At 63.2% G+C, this 16,253-nt stretch carries 13 protein-coding genes; 3 read left to right on the forward strand and 10 right to left on the reverse strand.

Features of this window, described 5'->3' with window-relative positions:
• Positions 1-30: 30 nt before the first annotated feature.
• Positions 31-855 (forward strand): MlaD family protein, encoded by an 825-nt coding sequence (locus ACM42_RS08165; RefSeq protein WP_271527420.1) that lies wholly within the window; start codon positions 31-33, stop codon positions 853-855.
• A gap of 182 nt (positions 856-1,037) precedes the next feature.
• Here ACM42_RS08165 and ACM42_RS08170 read toward each other — a convergent pair whose 3' ends face one another.
• The 8 genes from ACM42_RS08170 to urtA form a co-directional block, all read right to left on the reverse strand.
• Positions 1,038-2,078, reverse strand: coding sequence for an aliphatic amidase (locus ACM42_RS08170; RefSeq protein ID WP_271527421.1), 1,041 nt, complete (start codon positions 2,076-2,078; stop codon positions 1,038-1,040).
• Positions 2,079-2,140: 62 nt separating this feature from the next.
• A complete protein-coding gene (locus ACM42_RS08175; protein WP_271527422.1) occupies positions 2,141-2,518 on the reverse strand; it encodes an FmdB family zinc ribbon protein in 378 nt (125 codons plus the stop codon).
• 92 nt (positions 2,519-2,610) lie between these two features.
• Positions 2,611-3,840 (reverse strand): formamidase, encoded by a 1,230-nt coding sequence (gene fmdA, locus ACM42_RS08180; RefSeq protein WP_028180854.1) that lies wholly within the window; start codon positions 3,838-3,840, stop codon positions 2,611-2,613.
• A 27-nt stretch (positions 3,841-3,867) separates the two neighbouring features.
• Positions 3,868-4,557, reverse strand: coding sequence for an urea ABC transporter ATP-binding subunit UrtE (gene urtE, locus ACM42_RS08185; RefSeq protein WP_271527423.1), 690 nt, complete (start codon positions 4,555-4,557; stop codon positions 3,868-3,870).
• Positions 4,558-4,785: 228 nt separating this feature from the next.
• The gene (urtD, locus tag ACM42_RS08190; protein ID WP_157332596.1) at positions 4,786-5,541 is read right to left on the reverse strand and encodes an urea ABC transporter ATP-binding protein UrtD; all 756 of its coding nucleotides are present in this window, start codon (positions 5,539-5,541) and stop codon (positions 4,786-4,788) included.
• A 64-nt stretch (positions 5,542-5,605) separates the two neighbouring features.
• Complete coding sequence (gene urtC / locus ACM42_RS08195; RefSeq protein WP_271527424.1) at positions 5,606-6,748, reverse strand: urea ABC transporter permease subunit UrtC; 1,143 nt, start codon at positions 6,746-6,748, stop codon at positions 5,606-5,608.
• A gap of 17 nt (positions 6,749-6,765) precedes the next feature.
• Entirely contained in the window at positions 6,766-7,692 is a 927-nt protein-coding gene (gene urtB, locus ACM42_RS08200; RefSeq protein ID WP_028180850.1) for an urea ABC transporter permease subunit UrtB, read from the reverse strand.
• Between the two features lie 127 nt (positions 7,693-7,819).
• Positions 7,820-9,079, reverse strand: coding sequence for an urea ABC transporter substrate-binding protein (gene urtA, locus ACM42_RS08205; protein ID WP_194390427.1), 1,260 nt, complete (start codon positions 9,077-9,079; stop codon positions 7,820-7,822).
• Positions 9,080-9,249: 170 nt separating this feature from the next.
• Here urtA and ACM42_RS08210 point away from each other — a divergent pair, with 170 nt between their 5' ends.
• A complete protein-coding gene (locus tag ACM42_RS08210) occupies positions 9,250-12,621 on the forward strand; it encodes a hybrid sensor histidine kinase/response regulator (protein ID WP_271527425.1) in 3,372 nt (1,123 codons plus the stop codon).
• Complete coding sequence (locus ACM42_RS08215; protein WP_035672991.1) at positions 12,611-13,531, forward strand: response regulator; 921 nt, start codon at positions 12,611-12,613, stop codon at positions 13,529-13,531. Before ACM42_RS08210 ends, ACM42_RS08215 begins: the two co-directional genes overlap by 11 nt.
• A 228-nt stretch (positions 13,532-13,759) precedes the next feature.
• Here ACM42_RS08215 and ACM42_RS08220 read toward each other — a convergent pair whose 3' ends face one another.
• Positions 13,760-15,262: a flavin-containing monooxygenase gene (locus ACM42_RS08220; RefSeq protein WP_271527426.1), complete on the reverse strand. Its 1,503-nt coding sequence runs from the start codon at positions 15,260-15,262 to the stop codon at positions 13,760-13,762.
• Between the two features lie 125 nt (positions 15,263-15,387).
• On the reverse strand, positions 15,388-16,146 hold the full coding sequence (locus ACM42_RS08225) for a S1 family peptidase (RefSeq protein WP_271527427.1): 759 nt from the start codon (positions 16,144-16,146) through the stop codon (positions 15,388-15,390).
• Positions 16,147-16,253: the final 107 nt, after the last annotated feature.

Genomic DNA, 16,253 nt, shown 5'->3' on the forward strand with positions numbered 1-16,253 from the left:
CCATCCCGCTTTGGCCGTAGACTCGACCTCATGGCGCGCGCGAGCAATCTTGTGATCGGAACGGCAACGCTGGCGGCGATCGCCGTGGCGTTCGGCGGCCTGCTCGGCGTGCAGAAATGGCGCACCATCCAGAGCCGCAGCCAGTTGCGCGTGGTATTCGAGGGTGGTTCCGCCAGCGGCCTGCGCCGCGGTGGGCCGGTCAATTTCGACGGCGTGCCCGCCGGCCAGATCCTGTCGATCAAGCTCGACAACCCCCGCAGGATCGTGGCGCTGGTGATGCTCGACAACACCGCACCGATCCGCAATGACACCGTGGCAGGCATCGAGTTCCAGGGCCTCACCGGCGTTGCCGCGATCTCGCTGATCGGCGGCGCGCCCTCTGCGCCGCCGGTGCCGCTGGACACGGACGGCATTCCCGTGCTGACGGCCGACCTCAGCGACGCCGAATCCATCGTCGAAACACTGCACAGCGTCGACCGCACGATCGTGAACAACGCGCCGGCGATCAAGGATGGCCTGCGCACGTTCGAGGGCCACACTGCCGACCTCAGAGCCAAGGGCGCGGAAATCGATTCGGTCATGGCCAAGGTCGACAGCGCCTTTGCCGGATTCGACAAGGCGGTCGCAAAGATCGAGGGCGTGGTGCCGGGCTTCGTCGACGGCAAGGCCGACGAGCTCCTGGAGAAGATCAAGGGACTGCACGAGCTTGCCGACACCATGAAGAAGAAGTCGGCGACCTACCTCGAAGACATCCGCCGCTCGCTGCTCGACGTCAGCGAGACCGCCAACAAGATGAGCGGGACACCCATGCCCCCGCGTCCACCGCGCAGGCCCACGGAGCAGCAGAAGCGGTAATGCTTACCCTCCCCTGGAGGGGGAGGGTCGGCTCGCAGCGCGATAGCGATGCGAGACGGGGTGGGGTGACGGTCTCTCCACCTCGCACACTGCCTGTGTTGAGAGATCACCCCACCCCGCTCGCGCTGCGCGCGATCGACCCTCCCCCTCCAGGGGAGGGTAACGCGGAATCCGCCAACAGCTCAGTAGTTGCTCGCCGCCGCCCCGTTCGGAATGCCCTCGATCGGACATTCCTCGGTGCCCGGAGTCGCGCGGGTCATCGCTTCCACCATGTCGCGCGTGCCTTCGGGGTCCTTGATCCAGTTCTTGTAGAAATCATACGGGCACGCCGCGACGCCGCGCGGGCTGTCGCCGGAATTGATCATGCCGGTGTAGCCGCGGTGGACCAGCTTGTAGAGATGGTTCTGCGACTGGCCGTTGCGGCGAGCGTCGCGGATCAGATGTTTCGAGAGCTGGGCGTACTGGATGCCGTAATCCTCCTCGCCGCACTCGCCGAGGGTGCGGCCGTCGAAGCCGATGATCGCGGAATGGCCGAAATAGGAATAGACGCCGTCGAAGCCGGCGGCATTGGCGACGGCGACATAGACGTTGTTGGCCCACGCCATGGCCTTGGAGATCATGACCTGCTGCTCCTTGGCCGGATACATGTAGCCCTGGCAACGCACGATCAGCTCAGCGCCCTTCATGGCGCAGTCGCGCCAGATCTCCGGATAATTGCCGTCGTCGCAGATGATCAGGCTGACCTTGAGCCCTTTCGGCCCCTCGGACACATAGGTGCAATTGCCGGGATACCAGCCCTCGATCGGCACCCATGGCATGATCTTGCGGTACTTCTGCACGATCTCGCCCTTGTCGTTCATCAGGATCAAGGTGTTGTAGGGCGCCTTATGCGGATGCTCCTCGTGACGCTCGCCGGTCAGCGAGAACACGCCCCACACCTTGGCTTTGCGGCAGGCCTCGGCGAAAATCGCGGTTTCCTCGCCCGGCACCATGGATGCCGTTTCGTACATCTCCTTGGAGTCGTACATGATGCCTTGCGTGGAATATTCCGGGAAGATCACGAGATCCATGCCGGGCAGGCCGAGCTTCATGCCAACGATCATGTCGGCGATCTTGCGGGCATTATCGAGCACCTCGGCCTTGGTATGCAGCCGGGGCATCTTGTAATTGACCACTGCAACGCCGACCGTGTCGTTACTGCTTGAGATATCGCCGTGAAGCATGTTGACCGCTCCTGTACTTGACTCGTTGTTCTGGGTCGCCGCCGATCAGGCGGTCGCGTAGGTTAGTGGCTGATCATCCAGGGCCGCGCCGTCGGAAACCCCTTGGCGCCGCTGCTGGTCTTGGTCATCAGACGCGCCGGCTTCTCCCTGTCCGTCGCGCCCTTGTCCTTCACAGTCTTGCCCGAGGAGCAGCAGCCGCAGCCGGGGCCGTGCGAGGCCTTGTATTGTGCGAGCGTCTGCGGCGCATGCGTGCTGCGCTCATTGACCGCGTGCGCCTTGCGCTTGTCGGACGGCATGCAGAAGAAGTTCGGCGCGGTCAGGATGACGCGGGGCGCCAGGGTCTCGCAGTGCGGACAGCTTTGCGGATCGTCGCACTCCGCCATCGGGCGAAGGTCCTTGAATGGACCGCAGTCGTCACAGAGATATTCGTAGACCGGCATCGCATCATCCCCACGCTGTAGCTTGTTCAACACACCTGGCGGCGGACGCGGGGCGGCAAGCAACCGCCGTCCCGCATTCCGTCGCGCAGGGACTACTTGTCCGGCGAGATCGGCATCTGGATATCGCCCGTGATGTGCTTGATCGGGCCCGCCGAAGACGGCATCACGTCGAAGTCGAAGATTTCCGTCGGCAGCCACAGCGTGGCGCAGGCGTTGGGCACGTCGACCACGCCGGAGATGTGGCCCTGGCACGGCGCAGTACCGAGGATCGAATAGGCCTGGGCGCCGGAATAGCCGAACTTCTTCAGATACTCGATGGCGTTGAGGCAGGCCTGGCGATAGGCGATGTGGACGTCGAGATAGTGCTGCTTGCCGGCTTCATCCACCGAGATGCCTTCGAAGATCAAATAGTCCTTGTAGTTCGGCGTGATCGGCGACGGCTTGAAGATCGGGTTCTTGATGCCGTATTTCGACATGCCGTCCTTGATCACCTCGACCTTCAGGTGCAGCCAGCCGGCCATCTCGATCGCGCCGCAGAAGGTGATCTCGCCGTCGCCCTGGCTGAAGTGAAGGTCGCCCATCGAGAGACCGGCGCCGGGAACATAGACCGGGAAGTAGATCTTCGAGCCACGCGAGAGATCCTTGATGTCGCAATTGCCGCCATGCTCGCGCGGCGGCACGGTGCGCGCGCCCTCCGCGCCGATCTTGGCTTTCACATCGCCCTTGGCGCGGCCGCCATGGGCGGTCGGCGCGAAAGGCGGATTGGCAAGGCCGGGCACGCGGGTCGGATTGGTCGAGATCAGCTCGGCCTCGCGCTTGTTCCACATGTCCAGCATCTTCGGATCGGGCAGGCAGCCGATCAGGCCGGGATGGATCAGGCCGGCGAAGTTGACGCCGGGCACGTGGCGGGACGAGGTGTAGAGGCCCTTGATGTCCCAGATCGACTTCTGCGCCAGCGGGAAGTGATCGGTGAGGAAGCCGCCGCCATTCTGCTTGGAAAAGAAGCCGTTGAAGCCCCACAGGCTCTCTTTGAGCGGCCCCACGTCGAGCAGATCGACGACGAGGAGGTCGCCGGGCTCGGCGCCCTTGACGCCGATCGGACCGGACAGGAAGTGCACGATCGACAGATCGATGTCGCGCACGTCGTCGGCGGAATCGTTGTTCTTGATGAAGCCGCCGGTCCAGTCGTAGGTCTCGATGATGAAGTCGTCGCCAGGGTTGACCCAGGCCACGATCGGGATGTCGGGGTGCCAGCGGTTATGCACCATGTCATTTTCATAGGCCGATTTGGTGAGATCGACCTTGATCAGTGTCTCTGGCATCGAGAGGCTCCCCTTTACTACGGTTGGTTAGACGGACAGATATTTCGAGACCTGCGCGGCATCGACGGCATCGCGCCGATCGTCACGGACGATCTCGCCGTTCTCGATCACCAGCACGCGGTCGGCGATATCGAGCGCAAAGCTCAGGACCTGCTCGGACACGACGATCGAGAGGCCCTTCTCGTCGCGAATTCGCTTCAGGGTGCGCGCCATCTCCTTGATGATCGACGGCTGGATGCCTTCGGTCGGCTCGTCCAGCAGCAGAACTTTCGGCTTGGTCGCGAGCGCACGCGCGATCGCGAGCTGCTGCTGCTGGCCACCGGAGAGATTGCCGCCGCGGCGGCCCTTCATCTCGAGCAGGACCGGGAACAATTCGTAGATGTCGCCGGGCACCTCGGAGCCACCGGAGACGACGAGCCCGGTCTCGATGTTCTCCTTCACCGTCATGGTGGAGAAGATCATGCGGCCCTGCGGCACATAGGCGAGGCCCTTGGCGACGCGCTCGTAGCTCTTGAGGCTGCCGAGCTCGGTGCCGTCCATGGTCACCGAGCCGCTTTTGGCCGGCAGGATCCCCATCAGCGACTTCATCAGCGTGGTCTTGCCCATGCCGTTGCGACCCATGATCGCGACGATCTCGTTGGGCGCGACCTTGACGTTGAGGCCGTGCAGCACCTCGCTCTGTCCATAGGCGACGTGGAGATCGGAAATTGCCAGCATCGATTGCTCCTAAGCTCGGCATGCCTTCCTTCTCCCCTTGTGGGAGAAGGTGGCGCGGACGACGTCCGCGACGGATGAGGGGTATGCATCGGCGGACGCGAGAGGCAGTTGGACGCGCGGAAAGATACCCCTCAACCGGATCGCATCTGACGATGCGATCCGACCTCTCCCACAAGGGGAGAGGTGCACGGTCCGAGCTGCAGCTAGCTCACTCGATTTCGCCATGTCTCAGTGGCCCAGATAGACTTCGATGACCTTGGGGTCGTTCTTCACCTTCTCCATGGTGCCCTCCGAGAGGATCTGGCCCTGGTGCAGCACGGTGACCTTGTGCGCGATGTCCTCGACGAACTTCATGTCGTGCTCGATCACCAGCACCGAGCGGTTCTTGATGATGCGGTTGAGCAGCTCGGCGGTCTTGGCACGCTCGGAGACGCTCATGCCGGCGACGGGCTCGTCCAGCATCAGCAGGTCGGGGTCCTGGATCAGCAGCATGCCGATCTCGAGCCACTGCTTCTGGCCGTGGCTGAGCTCGTCGGCATAGGTATTGAGCTTGTCCTTGAGGAAGATCATCTCCGCGACCTCCTCCACCCGGTCCTTCACCGGCTGGTCGCGCTGAAAGGTCAGCGAGCCGAACACGGTGCGACCGCGCGGAAACGAGATCTCGAGGTTCTCGAAGACCGTGAGATCCTCGAACACCGACGGCGTCTGGAATTTGCGTCCGACGCCGGTCTGCACGATCTCGTTCTCCTTCATCTTCGTGAGCTCCTTGCCACGAAACTGAATCGAGCCCGAGGTTGCCTTGGTCTTGCCGCAGATCAGGTCAAGCACCGTGGTCTTGCCCGCGCCGTTGGGACCGATGATGACGCGGATCTCGTTCTCCTCGACATAGAAGGAGAGGTCGTTGACTGCCTTGAACCCGTCGAACGAGACGGTCAGTCCGGAGACCGCGAGCAGGAATTCCTTCGGCTGATGACCGACGAGCATGATCTACCTCCTCACTACCAGCGTGGCATCGGCATCGTGATGACCGACGAGCATGATGGTCTCCTCACTCTGCCGGTGCGCCGTCGGCGACCGAATTGTCGTTCCAGCCCGCCTTCGTCTTGCGCGAGGCGAAGAGCCGGTCGATGCGGGGCTGCACGTAATCGGCCCAGAGCCCGGACAGGCCGTTCGGGAAGGCAAGCACGACTGCGATGAACAGCGCGCCGAGGCCGAACAGCCAGAGCTGCGGGAAGGATTCCGACAGGCTGGTCTTGGCGAAGTTCACCAGGATGGCTCCCCAAACCGCGCCGAAGATCGACGTCCGCCCGCCGACGGCGGTGTAGATCACCATCTCGATCGACGGCACGATGCCGACGAAGGACGGCGACATGAAACCGACATTGAGCGCGAACATGGCGCCGCCGATCGCGGCGAAGATCGCGGCCATGCAGAAGGCAAAGATCTTGAAGTTGGCGACGCTGTAGCCGGAGAAGCGAACGCGGTCCTCCTGCTCGCGCATCGCGACCAGGATGCGGCCGAGCTTGGTCAGGCGGATGAACTGCGCGATGCCGATGCAGGCGAACAGCAGCACCACCTCGACGAAGTACAGGATGACCTTGGCGTGGTCAGGCCTAATGTCCCACCCCTTGAGCGTGCGCAGATCGGTCATGCCGTTGATGCCGCCGGTGTAGCCCTGCTGCCCGACGATCAGGATGGTCAGGATGGCGGCGACCGCCTGGGTGATGATCGCGAAGTAGGTGCCGCCGACGCGGCGCTTGAACATCGCCGTGCCGATGATCAGGGCGAAGAGACCGGGGACCAGGATGATGGCGAGAATGGTGAAGGTGAGGCTGTGAAACGGCTGCCAGAACAACGGCAGTGACGTGATCTGATTCCAGTCCATGAAGTCGGGAATGCCGGGCGTCGACTGGATCTTGGTGTTCTCGACGCTCGAGGCCTCGAGCTTGAGGAACATCGCCATGCAGTAGCCGCCGAGACCGAAGAACACGCCCTGCCCCAGGCTCAGAATGCCGCCATAGCCCCAGCACAGCACGAGGCCGAGCGCAACGAAGGCGTAGGTCAGGTATTTCGCGACGAGATTGAGGCGGAACACATCCAGCGACAGCGGCAGGATCACGAACAACACGGCGGCCAGGACGATGAAGCCCGTGAGTTCGGAGCGATTGAAGAAGCGTGAGTTGAGGATCATGACTTGCCTGCTTCTCGTTATTTGCGGACTTTGAGGGCGAACAGACCCTGCGGCCGCAGCATCAGGATGCCGACGACAGCGAGCAGCGTGAGCACCTTGGCCATCGAACCCGACATGAAGAACTCGAGGGTCGATTGCGTCTGCGAGATCGAGAAGGCCGAGGCGATGGTGCCGAGCAGGCTGGCGGCGCCGCCGAACACGACGACCAGGAAGGTATCGACGATGTAGAGCTGACCGGAGGTCGGCCCAGTCGACCCGATCATGGTGAACGCGCTACCGGCGACGCCCGCAATGCCGCAGCCGAGGCCGAAGGTGTAGCGATCGACTTTTTCGGTGTTGATGCCGACCGCGCCGGCCATGATGCGGTTCTGCACGACCGCACGCACCTGGCGACCCCAGCGCGACAGGTAGAGAACATAGGCAACGGAAACGGTGATCAGCACGGTGAGACCCATCACGAAGACGCCGTTGATCGGCACTTCGATGCTGTCGGTCACGTGCAGCGAGCCCAGCATCCACTGCGGCAACTCGACGCCGACCTCACGCGCGCCGAACACGGAGCGATAGGCCTGCTGAAGCATCAGGCTGAGGCCCCAGGTGGCAAGCAGCGTGTCGAGCGGGCGCTTGTAGAGGTGCCGTATCAGCACCCACTCCACCAGCATGCCCAGCGCGCCGGATGCGATGAAGGCCAGGATCATCGCGAGGAAGAAGTAGCCGCCGAACAGGCTCGGCATGTAGGCCTGGAAGACGTTCGAGGTCATCCAGGTGACGTAGGCCCCGAGGATCATGAACTCGCCATGGGCCATGTTGATGACGCCCATCTGGCCAAAGATGATGGCAAGCCCGAGAGCCATGAGGACATAGACGGAGAACAGGATCAGTCCGGCAAAACCCTGCATAACGAAGATCGAGCCAAGGTCGCCAATCGAGTAGTCGCCGAACATCTATGTCCTCCGTCGAGATGGGGTCCCGCGTCGCGAGCAGGTTCGCGACGCGGGGGCTTGAGGCATGGACTTGCGATCCACGCCAGGGAGCGGCTTGGTGTCGGGGAGAATGCGCGACGGATGCCGCTTACTGGTAACCCTTCGGGAACGGGTCCGGCTCGACGAGATCGGCGGTCTCGTAGATCAGCTCGAACTGGCCATCCAGCTTGGCGCGACCCACCCGTGTCTTCGACCAGAGATGATGGTTCTCGTGGATGCGGACGTAACCTTCCGGAGCCCCCTTGAACTCGACACCGGGCGAGGCCGCCGCGATCTTGTCGACGTCGAAGGAGCCGGCCTTCTCGACCGTCAATTTCCACAGCCACGGTCCGAGATAGGCAGCCTGGGTGACGTCTCCGATCACGGTCTTCTCGCCCCACATCTTCTTGAAGGCGGGCACGAAGGCCTTGTTGTTGGGATTGTCGAGCGACTGGAAGTACTTCATGCAGGCGTACGCACCCGCAATGTTCTCGCCACCGATGCCGTCGATTTCGTCCTCGGTGACCGAGATCGTCAGCAGCGGCTGCTTGGCGAGGTCGATGCCGGCGGCCTTGAGCTGCTTGTAGAAGGCGACGTTGGAGCCACCGACGACGTCGGTGAAGATCACGTCGGGCTTGGTCAGCTTGATCTTGTTGATGACCGAGTTGAACTGAGTGCTGCCGAGCGCATAGTACTCCTCGCCGACGACCTTGCCCTTCAGGACGTTCTCGACGTGCTTGCGCGCGATCTTGTTCGAGGTGCGCGGCCAGATGTAGTCGGAGCCGATGAAGAAGAAGGTCTTCGCGCCCTTCTCCTTGGCGATCCAGTTCAGGCCGGCGAGAATCTGCTGGGTCGCCTCCTGGCCGGTGTAGATCACGTTCTTGGACTGCTCGAGGCCTTCGTAGAAGGTCGGGTAATAGAGCATGCCGTTATACTGCTCGACGACCGGCAGCACCGCCTTGCGCGAGGCCGAGGTCCAGCAGCCCATGATGGCCGCGACCTTGTCGTTGACCAGCAGCTTCTTGGCCTTTTCCGCGAAGGTCGGCCAATCGGAGGCGCCATCCTCCTGGATGAACTTGATCTTGCGACCGAGGACGCCGCCGGCCGCGTTGATCTGCTCGATCGCGAGCTTTTCGGCCTCGATCGAGCCGGTCTCGGAGATCGCCATGGTGCCGGTCGCCGAGTGCAGGATGCCGACCGTGACCTCGGTGTCGGTGACCGCAAGACCCGTGGTGTTGACCGCCGAGGTCGCCGGGGCCTGCGCAAAGGACGCCCGCGGCAGCATCGTGATGGCCGGCACGGCCGCCATCCCCATCAACAATTTGCGCCGAAGCGGCGACAACAGGCCCTTGTTTGCTTCGTCTGACATGAGCACCCCACTTTTGTTCGAGAACGCGCCATTGGTGGCCGTGAGGATGGCTCGAATTTATGCAGCGCAAGCATACGCAAGATCGCGTATACTGCACCGCAAAATGCCGACGTAGGCTTCTGGTACGGAATTTGCGAGGGGTCCGGGTCCGTATCGGGAGTGGGGGTTCAGTGGCAGGGCGGCAGCGAATAGACCGCGTCAGGCGCCAGTACAACCAATGGGTCGCCAACCAGACTCTGGAAGACTACGCCCTGCGCTTCACCGCCAAGAGCGCACGCCGCTGGTCCGCCGCCCGCGTCGCCAACACTGCCCTGGGCGCGATCTCGTTCCTGGCAATGGAGGCGATCGGCGGCACCATCACGCTGAACTATGGCGTCACCAACGCGACTGCCGCCATCCTCGTGGTCTCGATCATCATCTTCTGCTGCGGCGTGCCCATCGCGTATTATGCGGCCAAGTGCGGCATCGACATCGACCTGCTGACGCGGGGAGCCGGCTTCGGTTACATCGGCTCGACCGTCACGTCGCTGATCTACGCGTCCTTCACCTTCATCTTCTTTGCGATCGAAGCCGTGATCCTCGCGTCCGCGCTTGAGATGTGCTTCGGGATTCCACGACCGATCGGCTATCTCATCAGCGCCGTCGTCATCATCCCGCTGGTGGCCTACGGCATCACGCTGATCAGCCGCTTCCAATTGTGGACGCAGCCCTTATGGGTGATCCTTCATATCATTCCGTTCGCGGCGATCGCCTGGCACAACCCGCACTCCTTCACGGAGTGGCGCAAGTTCTCGGGCGAGCACGGCGATCTCAACGGGCATTTCGATCTGTTGCTGTTCGGCGTTGCGGCCTCGGTCGTGTTTTCGCTGGTGGCGCAGATCGGCGAGCAGGTCGACTTCCTGCGATTTCTGCCGCGCGACCGCCGCGCCTCCAGGACCTCCTGGTGGATGGCGCTGATGAGCGCAGGACCGGGCTGGATTGTGCTCGGCGCGCTGAAGCTCCTGGCCGGCTCGTTTCTCGCCTTCTTCGCGCTCAGCCACGGGGTGCCGCCCGAGGAGGCCGCCGAGCCGGCGCATATGTATCTCGAAGCGTTCCGCTATGTGCTCTCGCAGCCCGAGCTCGCACTGGCGTTGACCGGCACCTTCGTGATCCTGTCGCAAGTCAAGATCAACGTCACCAACGCCTATGCCGGCTCGATCGCCTGGTCGAACTTCTTCTCGCGTTTGACCCACAGCCATCCCGGGCGCGTGGTCTGGCTGGTCTTCAACGTCATCGTGGCACTGCTGTTGATGGAGATCGGCGTCTACAAGGCCCTGGAGCAGACGCTGGCGCTCTATTCGAACGTCGCGATCGCATGGGTCGGCGCGCTGGTCGCCGATCTCGTCGTCAACAAGCCGCTTGGATTGCGGCCGCAGCAGATCGAATTCAAGCGCGCGCATCTCTACGACGTCAATCCGGTCGGCGTGGGCGCGATGACGATCGCAACCGTCGTCTCCATCAGCGCCTTTTACGGCCTGTTCGGACCTACCGCGAAGGCGCTGTCAGCCTTCATCGCGCTCGCGGTGGCCTTCCTCGCCGCGCCGTTGATTGCCTGGGCCACAGACGGCAAGTATTACATCGCACGCAAGCCGAAGCGGAGCTGGCAGAACCTCGAGGCGATCCAGTGCTGTATCTGCGAGCACGCGTTCGAGCCGGAGGACATGGCCTCCTGCCCCGCTTACGCCGGGCCGATCTGCTCGCTGTGCTGTTCGCTGGACGCGCGCTGCCACGATCTCTGCAAGCCGCACGCTCGAATTCAGGCGCAGGTCTCGGAGACGCTGGGCAAGCTGATGCCGCAACCGATCTACGCCCGGATCAACTCGCAGCTCGGACACTATATCGGCGTGTTCGTTGTCTCCGCCGGCTTGGTCGCCCTCGTGCTGGGACTGATCTATCTGCAGACGTCGGCGAGCGTCCATGGCGAGAACGAGCTCGTCTCCGACGTGCTCTGGAAGGTGTTCTTCTCGCTCAGCATCATCATCGGCGTGGTCGCGTGGCTGTTCGTGCTGGCGCAGCAAAGCCGCCGCGCCGCCGAGGCCGAGACGCGGCGGCAGACCACGCTGCTGATCCAGGAGATCGACGCGCACAAGCGCACCGATGCCGAGCTCCAACGTGCCAAGGAGGTCGCCGAATCCGCCAACCTGGCCAAGAGCCGTTACGTGGTGGGACTGAGCCATGAGCTGCGTTCGCCGCTGAACGCGATCAGCGGCTATGCCCAGCTGCTCGAGCAGGATACGACACTGGGCCCGAAGCCGCGCGATCAGGTCCGCGTCGTCCGCCGCAGCGCCGACCACCTGTCCGGCCTGATCGACGGCATCCTGGACATCTCCAAGATCGAGGCCGGGCGGCTGTATCTGTCGCGCGACGAGGTGCGCCTCGGCGAATTCCTCGATCAGCTCGTCGGCATGTTCCGCCTTCAGGCCGCGGCCAAGGGCATCGACTTCGTGTTCAGGCGACCGGCGTCGCTGCCGCTCGTAGTCTATGCGGACGAGAAGCGGCTGCGTCAGGTGCTGATCAATTTGCTCTCGAACGCCATCAAATTCACCCAGTCCGGCAGCGTGCAGTTCGTCGTGCACTATCGCAGTCCCGTTGCCGAGTTCGAGGTGATCGACACCGGCCCGGGCATCCGGGGCGACGATCTCGAACGCATCTTCGCGCCTTTCGAGCGCGGTGCGCTCGGCGTCTCGCAGCCGCAGACCGGGACCGGCCTCGGCCTCACCATCAGCCGCCTGCTCGCCGGCGTGATGGGCGGCGATATCAAGGTCGTGAGCACAGTCGGCACCGGCTCAACGTTCAAGGTCAAGCTCCTGCTCTCGGAGGTAACCAATCCCCAGCGCATCGCACCGGTCGAGGCCCCGGTCTCCGGCTATCACGGCGCCCGCAAGACGATCCTCGTCACCGACGATGACCCCGTGCATCGCGATCTCCTGCGCGAGGTGCTGACGCCGCTCGGTTTCATCCTGCTCAGCGCGCCGGACGGCGCCGGCTGCCTCGCGCTGGCACAGCATTGCCGGCCCGATCTGTTCCTGCTCGATATCTCGATGCCTGCCATGGACGGCTGGACCGTGGCCGAGGCCTTGCGCACGAGCGGCCATCACCAGGCGCGCATCCTCATGGTGTCGGCAAGCGCGTTGGAGGCCCACGGCGCTCCGCTGGCGCAACCCTTCCACGACGGCTATCTGATGAAGCCGATCGACATCCCGCGGCTCCTGGAGACGATCCGCCAGCTGCTCAAGATCGAATGGCAATACGGTTCGGACGAGATCGCGGTGCCGTTCTGGCGTCCCGAGACCGGATCAAAGCCGCCGGTGCGGCACATCGAGGCGCTGATCGGGCTCGGCCAGATCGGCTACGTCAAGGGTATCCAGTTGAAGCTGGACGAGATCGGCAGCGAACATCCCGAGCATGCCGACTTCGTCGCGCAGATGCGGTCGCTGGTCGATCGCTTCGATTTCGACCAGTACATGGCCACATTGAAGACGTTGCACGCGTATGAACATTGAGTCGAAGAAGCGCGACGTCGCGCTCGTTGTCGATGACTCTCCGGAGACGCTGCGGCTGCTCACCGACGCGCTCGACGGCGCCGGCATGACGGTCATGGTGGCGCTCGACGGCGCCGCGGCGATGCGCATCATCGACCAGATCACGCCCGACATCATTCTGCTCGATGCCGTGATGCCCGGCATCGACGGCTTCGAGACCTGCCGCCGGCTCAAGCGCGATGCCGGTCTCGCCAACGTCCCCGTGATCTTCATGACGGGCCTTGCCGAGACCGAGCACATCGTGCGCGGGCTGGAGGCCGGCGGCGTCGACTACGTGACCAAACCGATCGTGATCGAGGAAATGCTGGCGCGCATCCGCGTCCATCTCGGAAATGCCCGGCTGACCCAAAGCGCGCGCACCGCGCTCGACGTCTCCGGCCGATTCCTGTTCGCGGTCAACCGCCAGGGCAATGTGCTATGGGCGACGCCGCAGGCGCAGAAACTGCTGTCCGACCATCACGGCGCGCAGGCCGACGATTTCGTCCTGCCGCCAGCGCTGCTGCAGTGGCTGGAACAGGCCAAGGCCAAGGGCAGCTCGAAGTCTCAAGGAGCTTCCTTGCCCGACAATCCTCAACTTCGGCTCTTCTACATGGGCGAAACCGCGCCGAACGAGTTCCTGCTTCGGCTCTCCAGGGAGTCCGGCACCGCTCTGCCACCCGAATTCACCAGCGAGCTCGGCCTCACCACCCGCGAGGGAGAGGTTCTGGCCTGGCTCAGTAAGGGCAAGACCAACCGCGACATCGCGCAGATTTTGGGTCTCAGCCCGCGCACGGTCGACAAGCATCTCGAGCAGATCTACGCCAAGCTCGGCGTGGAGAACCGGACGGCGGCCGCGGCCATTGCGGCGAATGCGACTAGGCGGAATTCGTAGCCTAAGATGAGAGTGAGTTGGAACGCCGCTGACCCAACAAACAGTGTCGTCCCGGACAAGCGAGGCGCAGATCCGGGACCCACAGGGACAAGTTTGGCGAAGATTCGTGGTTGCCGACTCGCCCTATAACCACGCCTTGGGAGTATGGGGTCCCGGGTTCGCTTCGCGGCCCGGGACGACAGCGGAGCGTGTGGCGATCGCCACCGCCCCTTACACGAACAGCTTTCCTCACTCGTAAACGAACGCCTTGTCGTCCAGGTCCGTCTTCGGGATCTCGTCCTTCTCGGTCCAGTAATCCTGGCTGTGTTGCCACTCCGGCTTGTCGCCACGCTTGGGCAAGAGGTCCATGTTGCGCATCATGTAGCCGGGGTTGAAGTTTTCCGGATCGATCCAGGGGAGGATCGGCATGTTGTGGTCTTCGGGACGCAGCTTGACCTCGACCTTCTTTGCACCTTTCGCCTTCATGTGTCTGAGCAGACTGCAGACGAAATCGGCGACGAGGTCGACACGTAACGTCCAGCTGGCGCGGAAGTAGCCGAACACCCAGACCATGTTGGGCACCCCCGTGAACATCATGCCGCGATAGGTGACGGTGTCACCAAAAGCGAGCGGCCTGCCGTCGATCTCGAAGGCGATGTCGCCGAGCGCTGCGAGATTGAACCCGGTCGCGGTGACGATGACATCGGCCTCCAGCAGCTTGCCGGATTTGAGCTGAATACCATTCTCGACGAAACATTCGATCTCGTCGGTCACGACGGAGGCCTTGCCGCTGGCGATGCCCTTGAACAGATCGGCATCCGGCACGAAGGCGATGCGCTGCCGCCACGGCCGGTATTTTGGCGTGAAGTGCGTCTCGACGTCGTAGTCGGGTCCCAGGACTGCGCTGATCTGGCCGATCAGCTCCTTCTTGACCTGCTCGGGCTTGGACACGCAGAGTTTCGTGAAGGCATCCTGTTCGAACAGGATCTTCCGCCGCACGATCTCGTGGATCCAGGTCTCGTCGACCTGAAGCCGGCGCAATTCTTCCGCGATCTCGATGGCGTTGCGGCCCAGGCGGAAGTAAGTCGGCGAGCGCTGCAGCATGGTGACATGCGCGCATTGGTCCGCGATGTTCGGCACCAGCGTTGCCGCGGTCGCGCCCGAGCCGATCACGACGACCTTCTTGTTGGTGAGGTCGATATCATCGGGCCAGGTCTGGGGATGGACGATGCGGCCCTTGAAGCGGTCCATGCCCTTCCATTGCGGCGTGTAGCCTTCCGAATGGCGATAATAGCCCTGGCACATCCAGAGGAAGTTGGCGGTGAAGATCTTCGGCTCGCCGGTGTCGGTCGTCACCGCCTCGATGGTCCAGAGATTCTGCTCGCTCGACCAGCTCGCCGAATTGATCTTGTGCTTGTAGCGGATGTGCCGCGCGATATCGTTGTCGTCGATCACCTCTTTCATATAGGAGAGGATTTCCTCGGCGGTCGCGATCGGCGGGCCGACCCACGGCTTGAAGCTGTAGCCAAAGGTATGGAGATCGCTGTCGGAGCGAATGCCGGGATAGCGATGCGTGATCCAGGTGCCGCCGAATGTTTCCTGCGTCTCCAGGATGACGTAGCTCGTGCCCGGAAGCTGCTTCTGGATGTGATAGGCGCTGCCGATGCCGGAGATGCCGGCACCGACGATCAGCACGTCGAAATGTTCAGAAGCCTGTTTGGCCGTGGCGTGACTGCGAACCGCGACATTCATTGTTGTTTCTATGCCTTGCTTGCTTTTGTGGCCGCCCTTGACCGGACGGCGCGTTTCCTCCGCGCCGGGCAGTTTCGCCCACCGCGCTTCCGCTCCAAAATGACATAGATCAAGTCGCGGTCAAATCACAGCGCCGCACCCCAGCTCCGCGCGGTCTGCAAAATCCAGTCCCGATAGAGCGTGAGCGGCGTCACGCCGGTCAATCCACCGCAACCGGCGGCGCCGTTCGGCCCTGTCGACCAGCTGATGAGCCCGACGAGCACGGGACCATTCGGCCTGTCCTCGAACACGGGGCCGCCGGAATCGCCGGTGCAGGCGCCAATTCCGTCGCGAACACCGTTGGTTACGGGATCAACCAGGCGAATCTGGAGCGTGCCGGGCTGCCCGGTCACAACGAGGCCGGCAACGCGCGTCGTGCCGCCGCTCTTGCCGTCACCGCGAACGGTGACGCCGATGCCGGCGATGACGAAGCGGCTGCCGACCTGAATTGGGATCGTCGGCATGCCGACCGCCATCATGGATTTTCCCTTGAGTGGAATTTCCAGCTGCAGCAGCGCCACGTCGGCGGTGGCGCGATGCGCCTGCATCGCCTGCATGTTGAAATTCGGATGGATCGCCACGGTGCGGACGTTCAGCAATTGCGGCTGGCCGTCGGCGCCGCGATCGACGATCTTGTAGTCGGCGCCGGGCTGCACGCAATGGGCGACCGTCAACACCAGCCTCGGGGTAATCAGGCTCCCGGTGCAGAAATTGCCGCGCGAACCGACGATGGTGACGACAGCGCGCGCGACACCATCGGCCTGCGGCGTGCCGCCGCCGACGATGGCGTGGGCAGGCGTGGCGAGCAGCAGCGCTGCTGCGATGAACATGGCGAGCTTCTTCATGGGAACACGCTTTGGCGTCAGCATCGGTGAAGGAGGGAGGCTTCGGACTGGCTCTTGCCGATACCGCATGCTAGCCCTCTTGGAAAGGAATTGACGAGGGCAGGACA

It is taken from the genome of Bradyrhizobium sp. CCBAU 25338 (genome assembly GCF_028128965.1).
GTDB classification, from domain to species: Bacteria; Pseudomonadota; Alphaproteobacteria; order Rhizobiales; family Xanthobacteraceae; genus Bradyrhizobium; species Bradyrhizobium liaoningense.

Bases quoted from the DNA above. Each gene is read 5' to 3' on its own strand.
- urtC (WP_271527424.1), bottom strand. From the start codon at position 6,748: ATGATCCTCAACTCACGCTTCTTCAATCGCTCCGAACTCACGGGCTTC.
- ACM42_RS08175 (WP_271527422.1), bottom strand. From the start codon at position 2,518: ATGCCGGTCTACGAATATCTCTGTGACGACTGCGGTCCATTCAAGGAC.
- fmdA (WP_028180854.1), bottom strand. From the start codon at position 3,840: ATGCCAGAGACACTGATCAAGGTCGATCTCACCAAATCGGCCTATGAA.
- ACM42_RS08170 (WP_271527421.1), bottom strand. From the start codon at position 2,078: ATGCTTCACGGCGATATCTCAAGCAGTAACGACACGGTCGGCGTTGCA.
- ACM42_RS08165 (WP_271527420.1), top strand. From the start codon at position 31: ATGGCGCGCGCGAGCAATCTTGTGATCGGAACGGCAACGCTGGCGGCG.
- urtB (WP_028180850.1), bottom strand. From the start codon at position 7,692: ATGTTCGGCGACTACTCGATTGGCGACCTTGGCTCGATCTTCGTTATG.
- ACM42_RS08220 (WP_271527426.1), bottom strand. From the start codon at position 15,262: ATGAATGTCGCGGTTCGCAGTCACGCCACGGCCAAACAGGCTTCTGAA.
- ACM42_RS08215 (WP_035672991.1), top strand. From the start codon at position 12,611: ATGAACATTGAGTCGAAGAAGCGCGACGTCGCGCTCGTTGTCGATGAC.
- ACM42_RS08225 (WP_271527427.1), bottom strand. From the start codon at position 16,146: ATGAAGAAGCTCGCCATGTTCATCGCAGCAGCGCTGCTGCTCGCCACG.
- urtD (WP_157332596.1), bottom strand. From the start codon at position 5,541: ATGCTCGTCGGTCATCAGCCGAAGGAATTCCTGCTCGCGGTCTCCGGA.
- urtE (WP_271527423.1), bottom strand. From the start codon at position 4,557: ATGCTGGCAATTTCCGATCTCCACGTCGCCTATGGACAGAGCGAGGTG.
- urtA (WP_194390427.1), bottom strand. From the start codon at position 9,079: ATGTCAGACGAAGCAAACAAGGGCCTGTTGTCGCCGCTTCGGCGCAAA.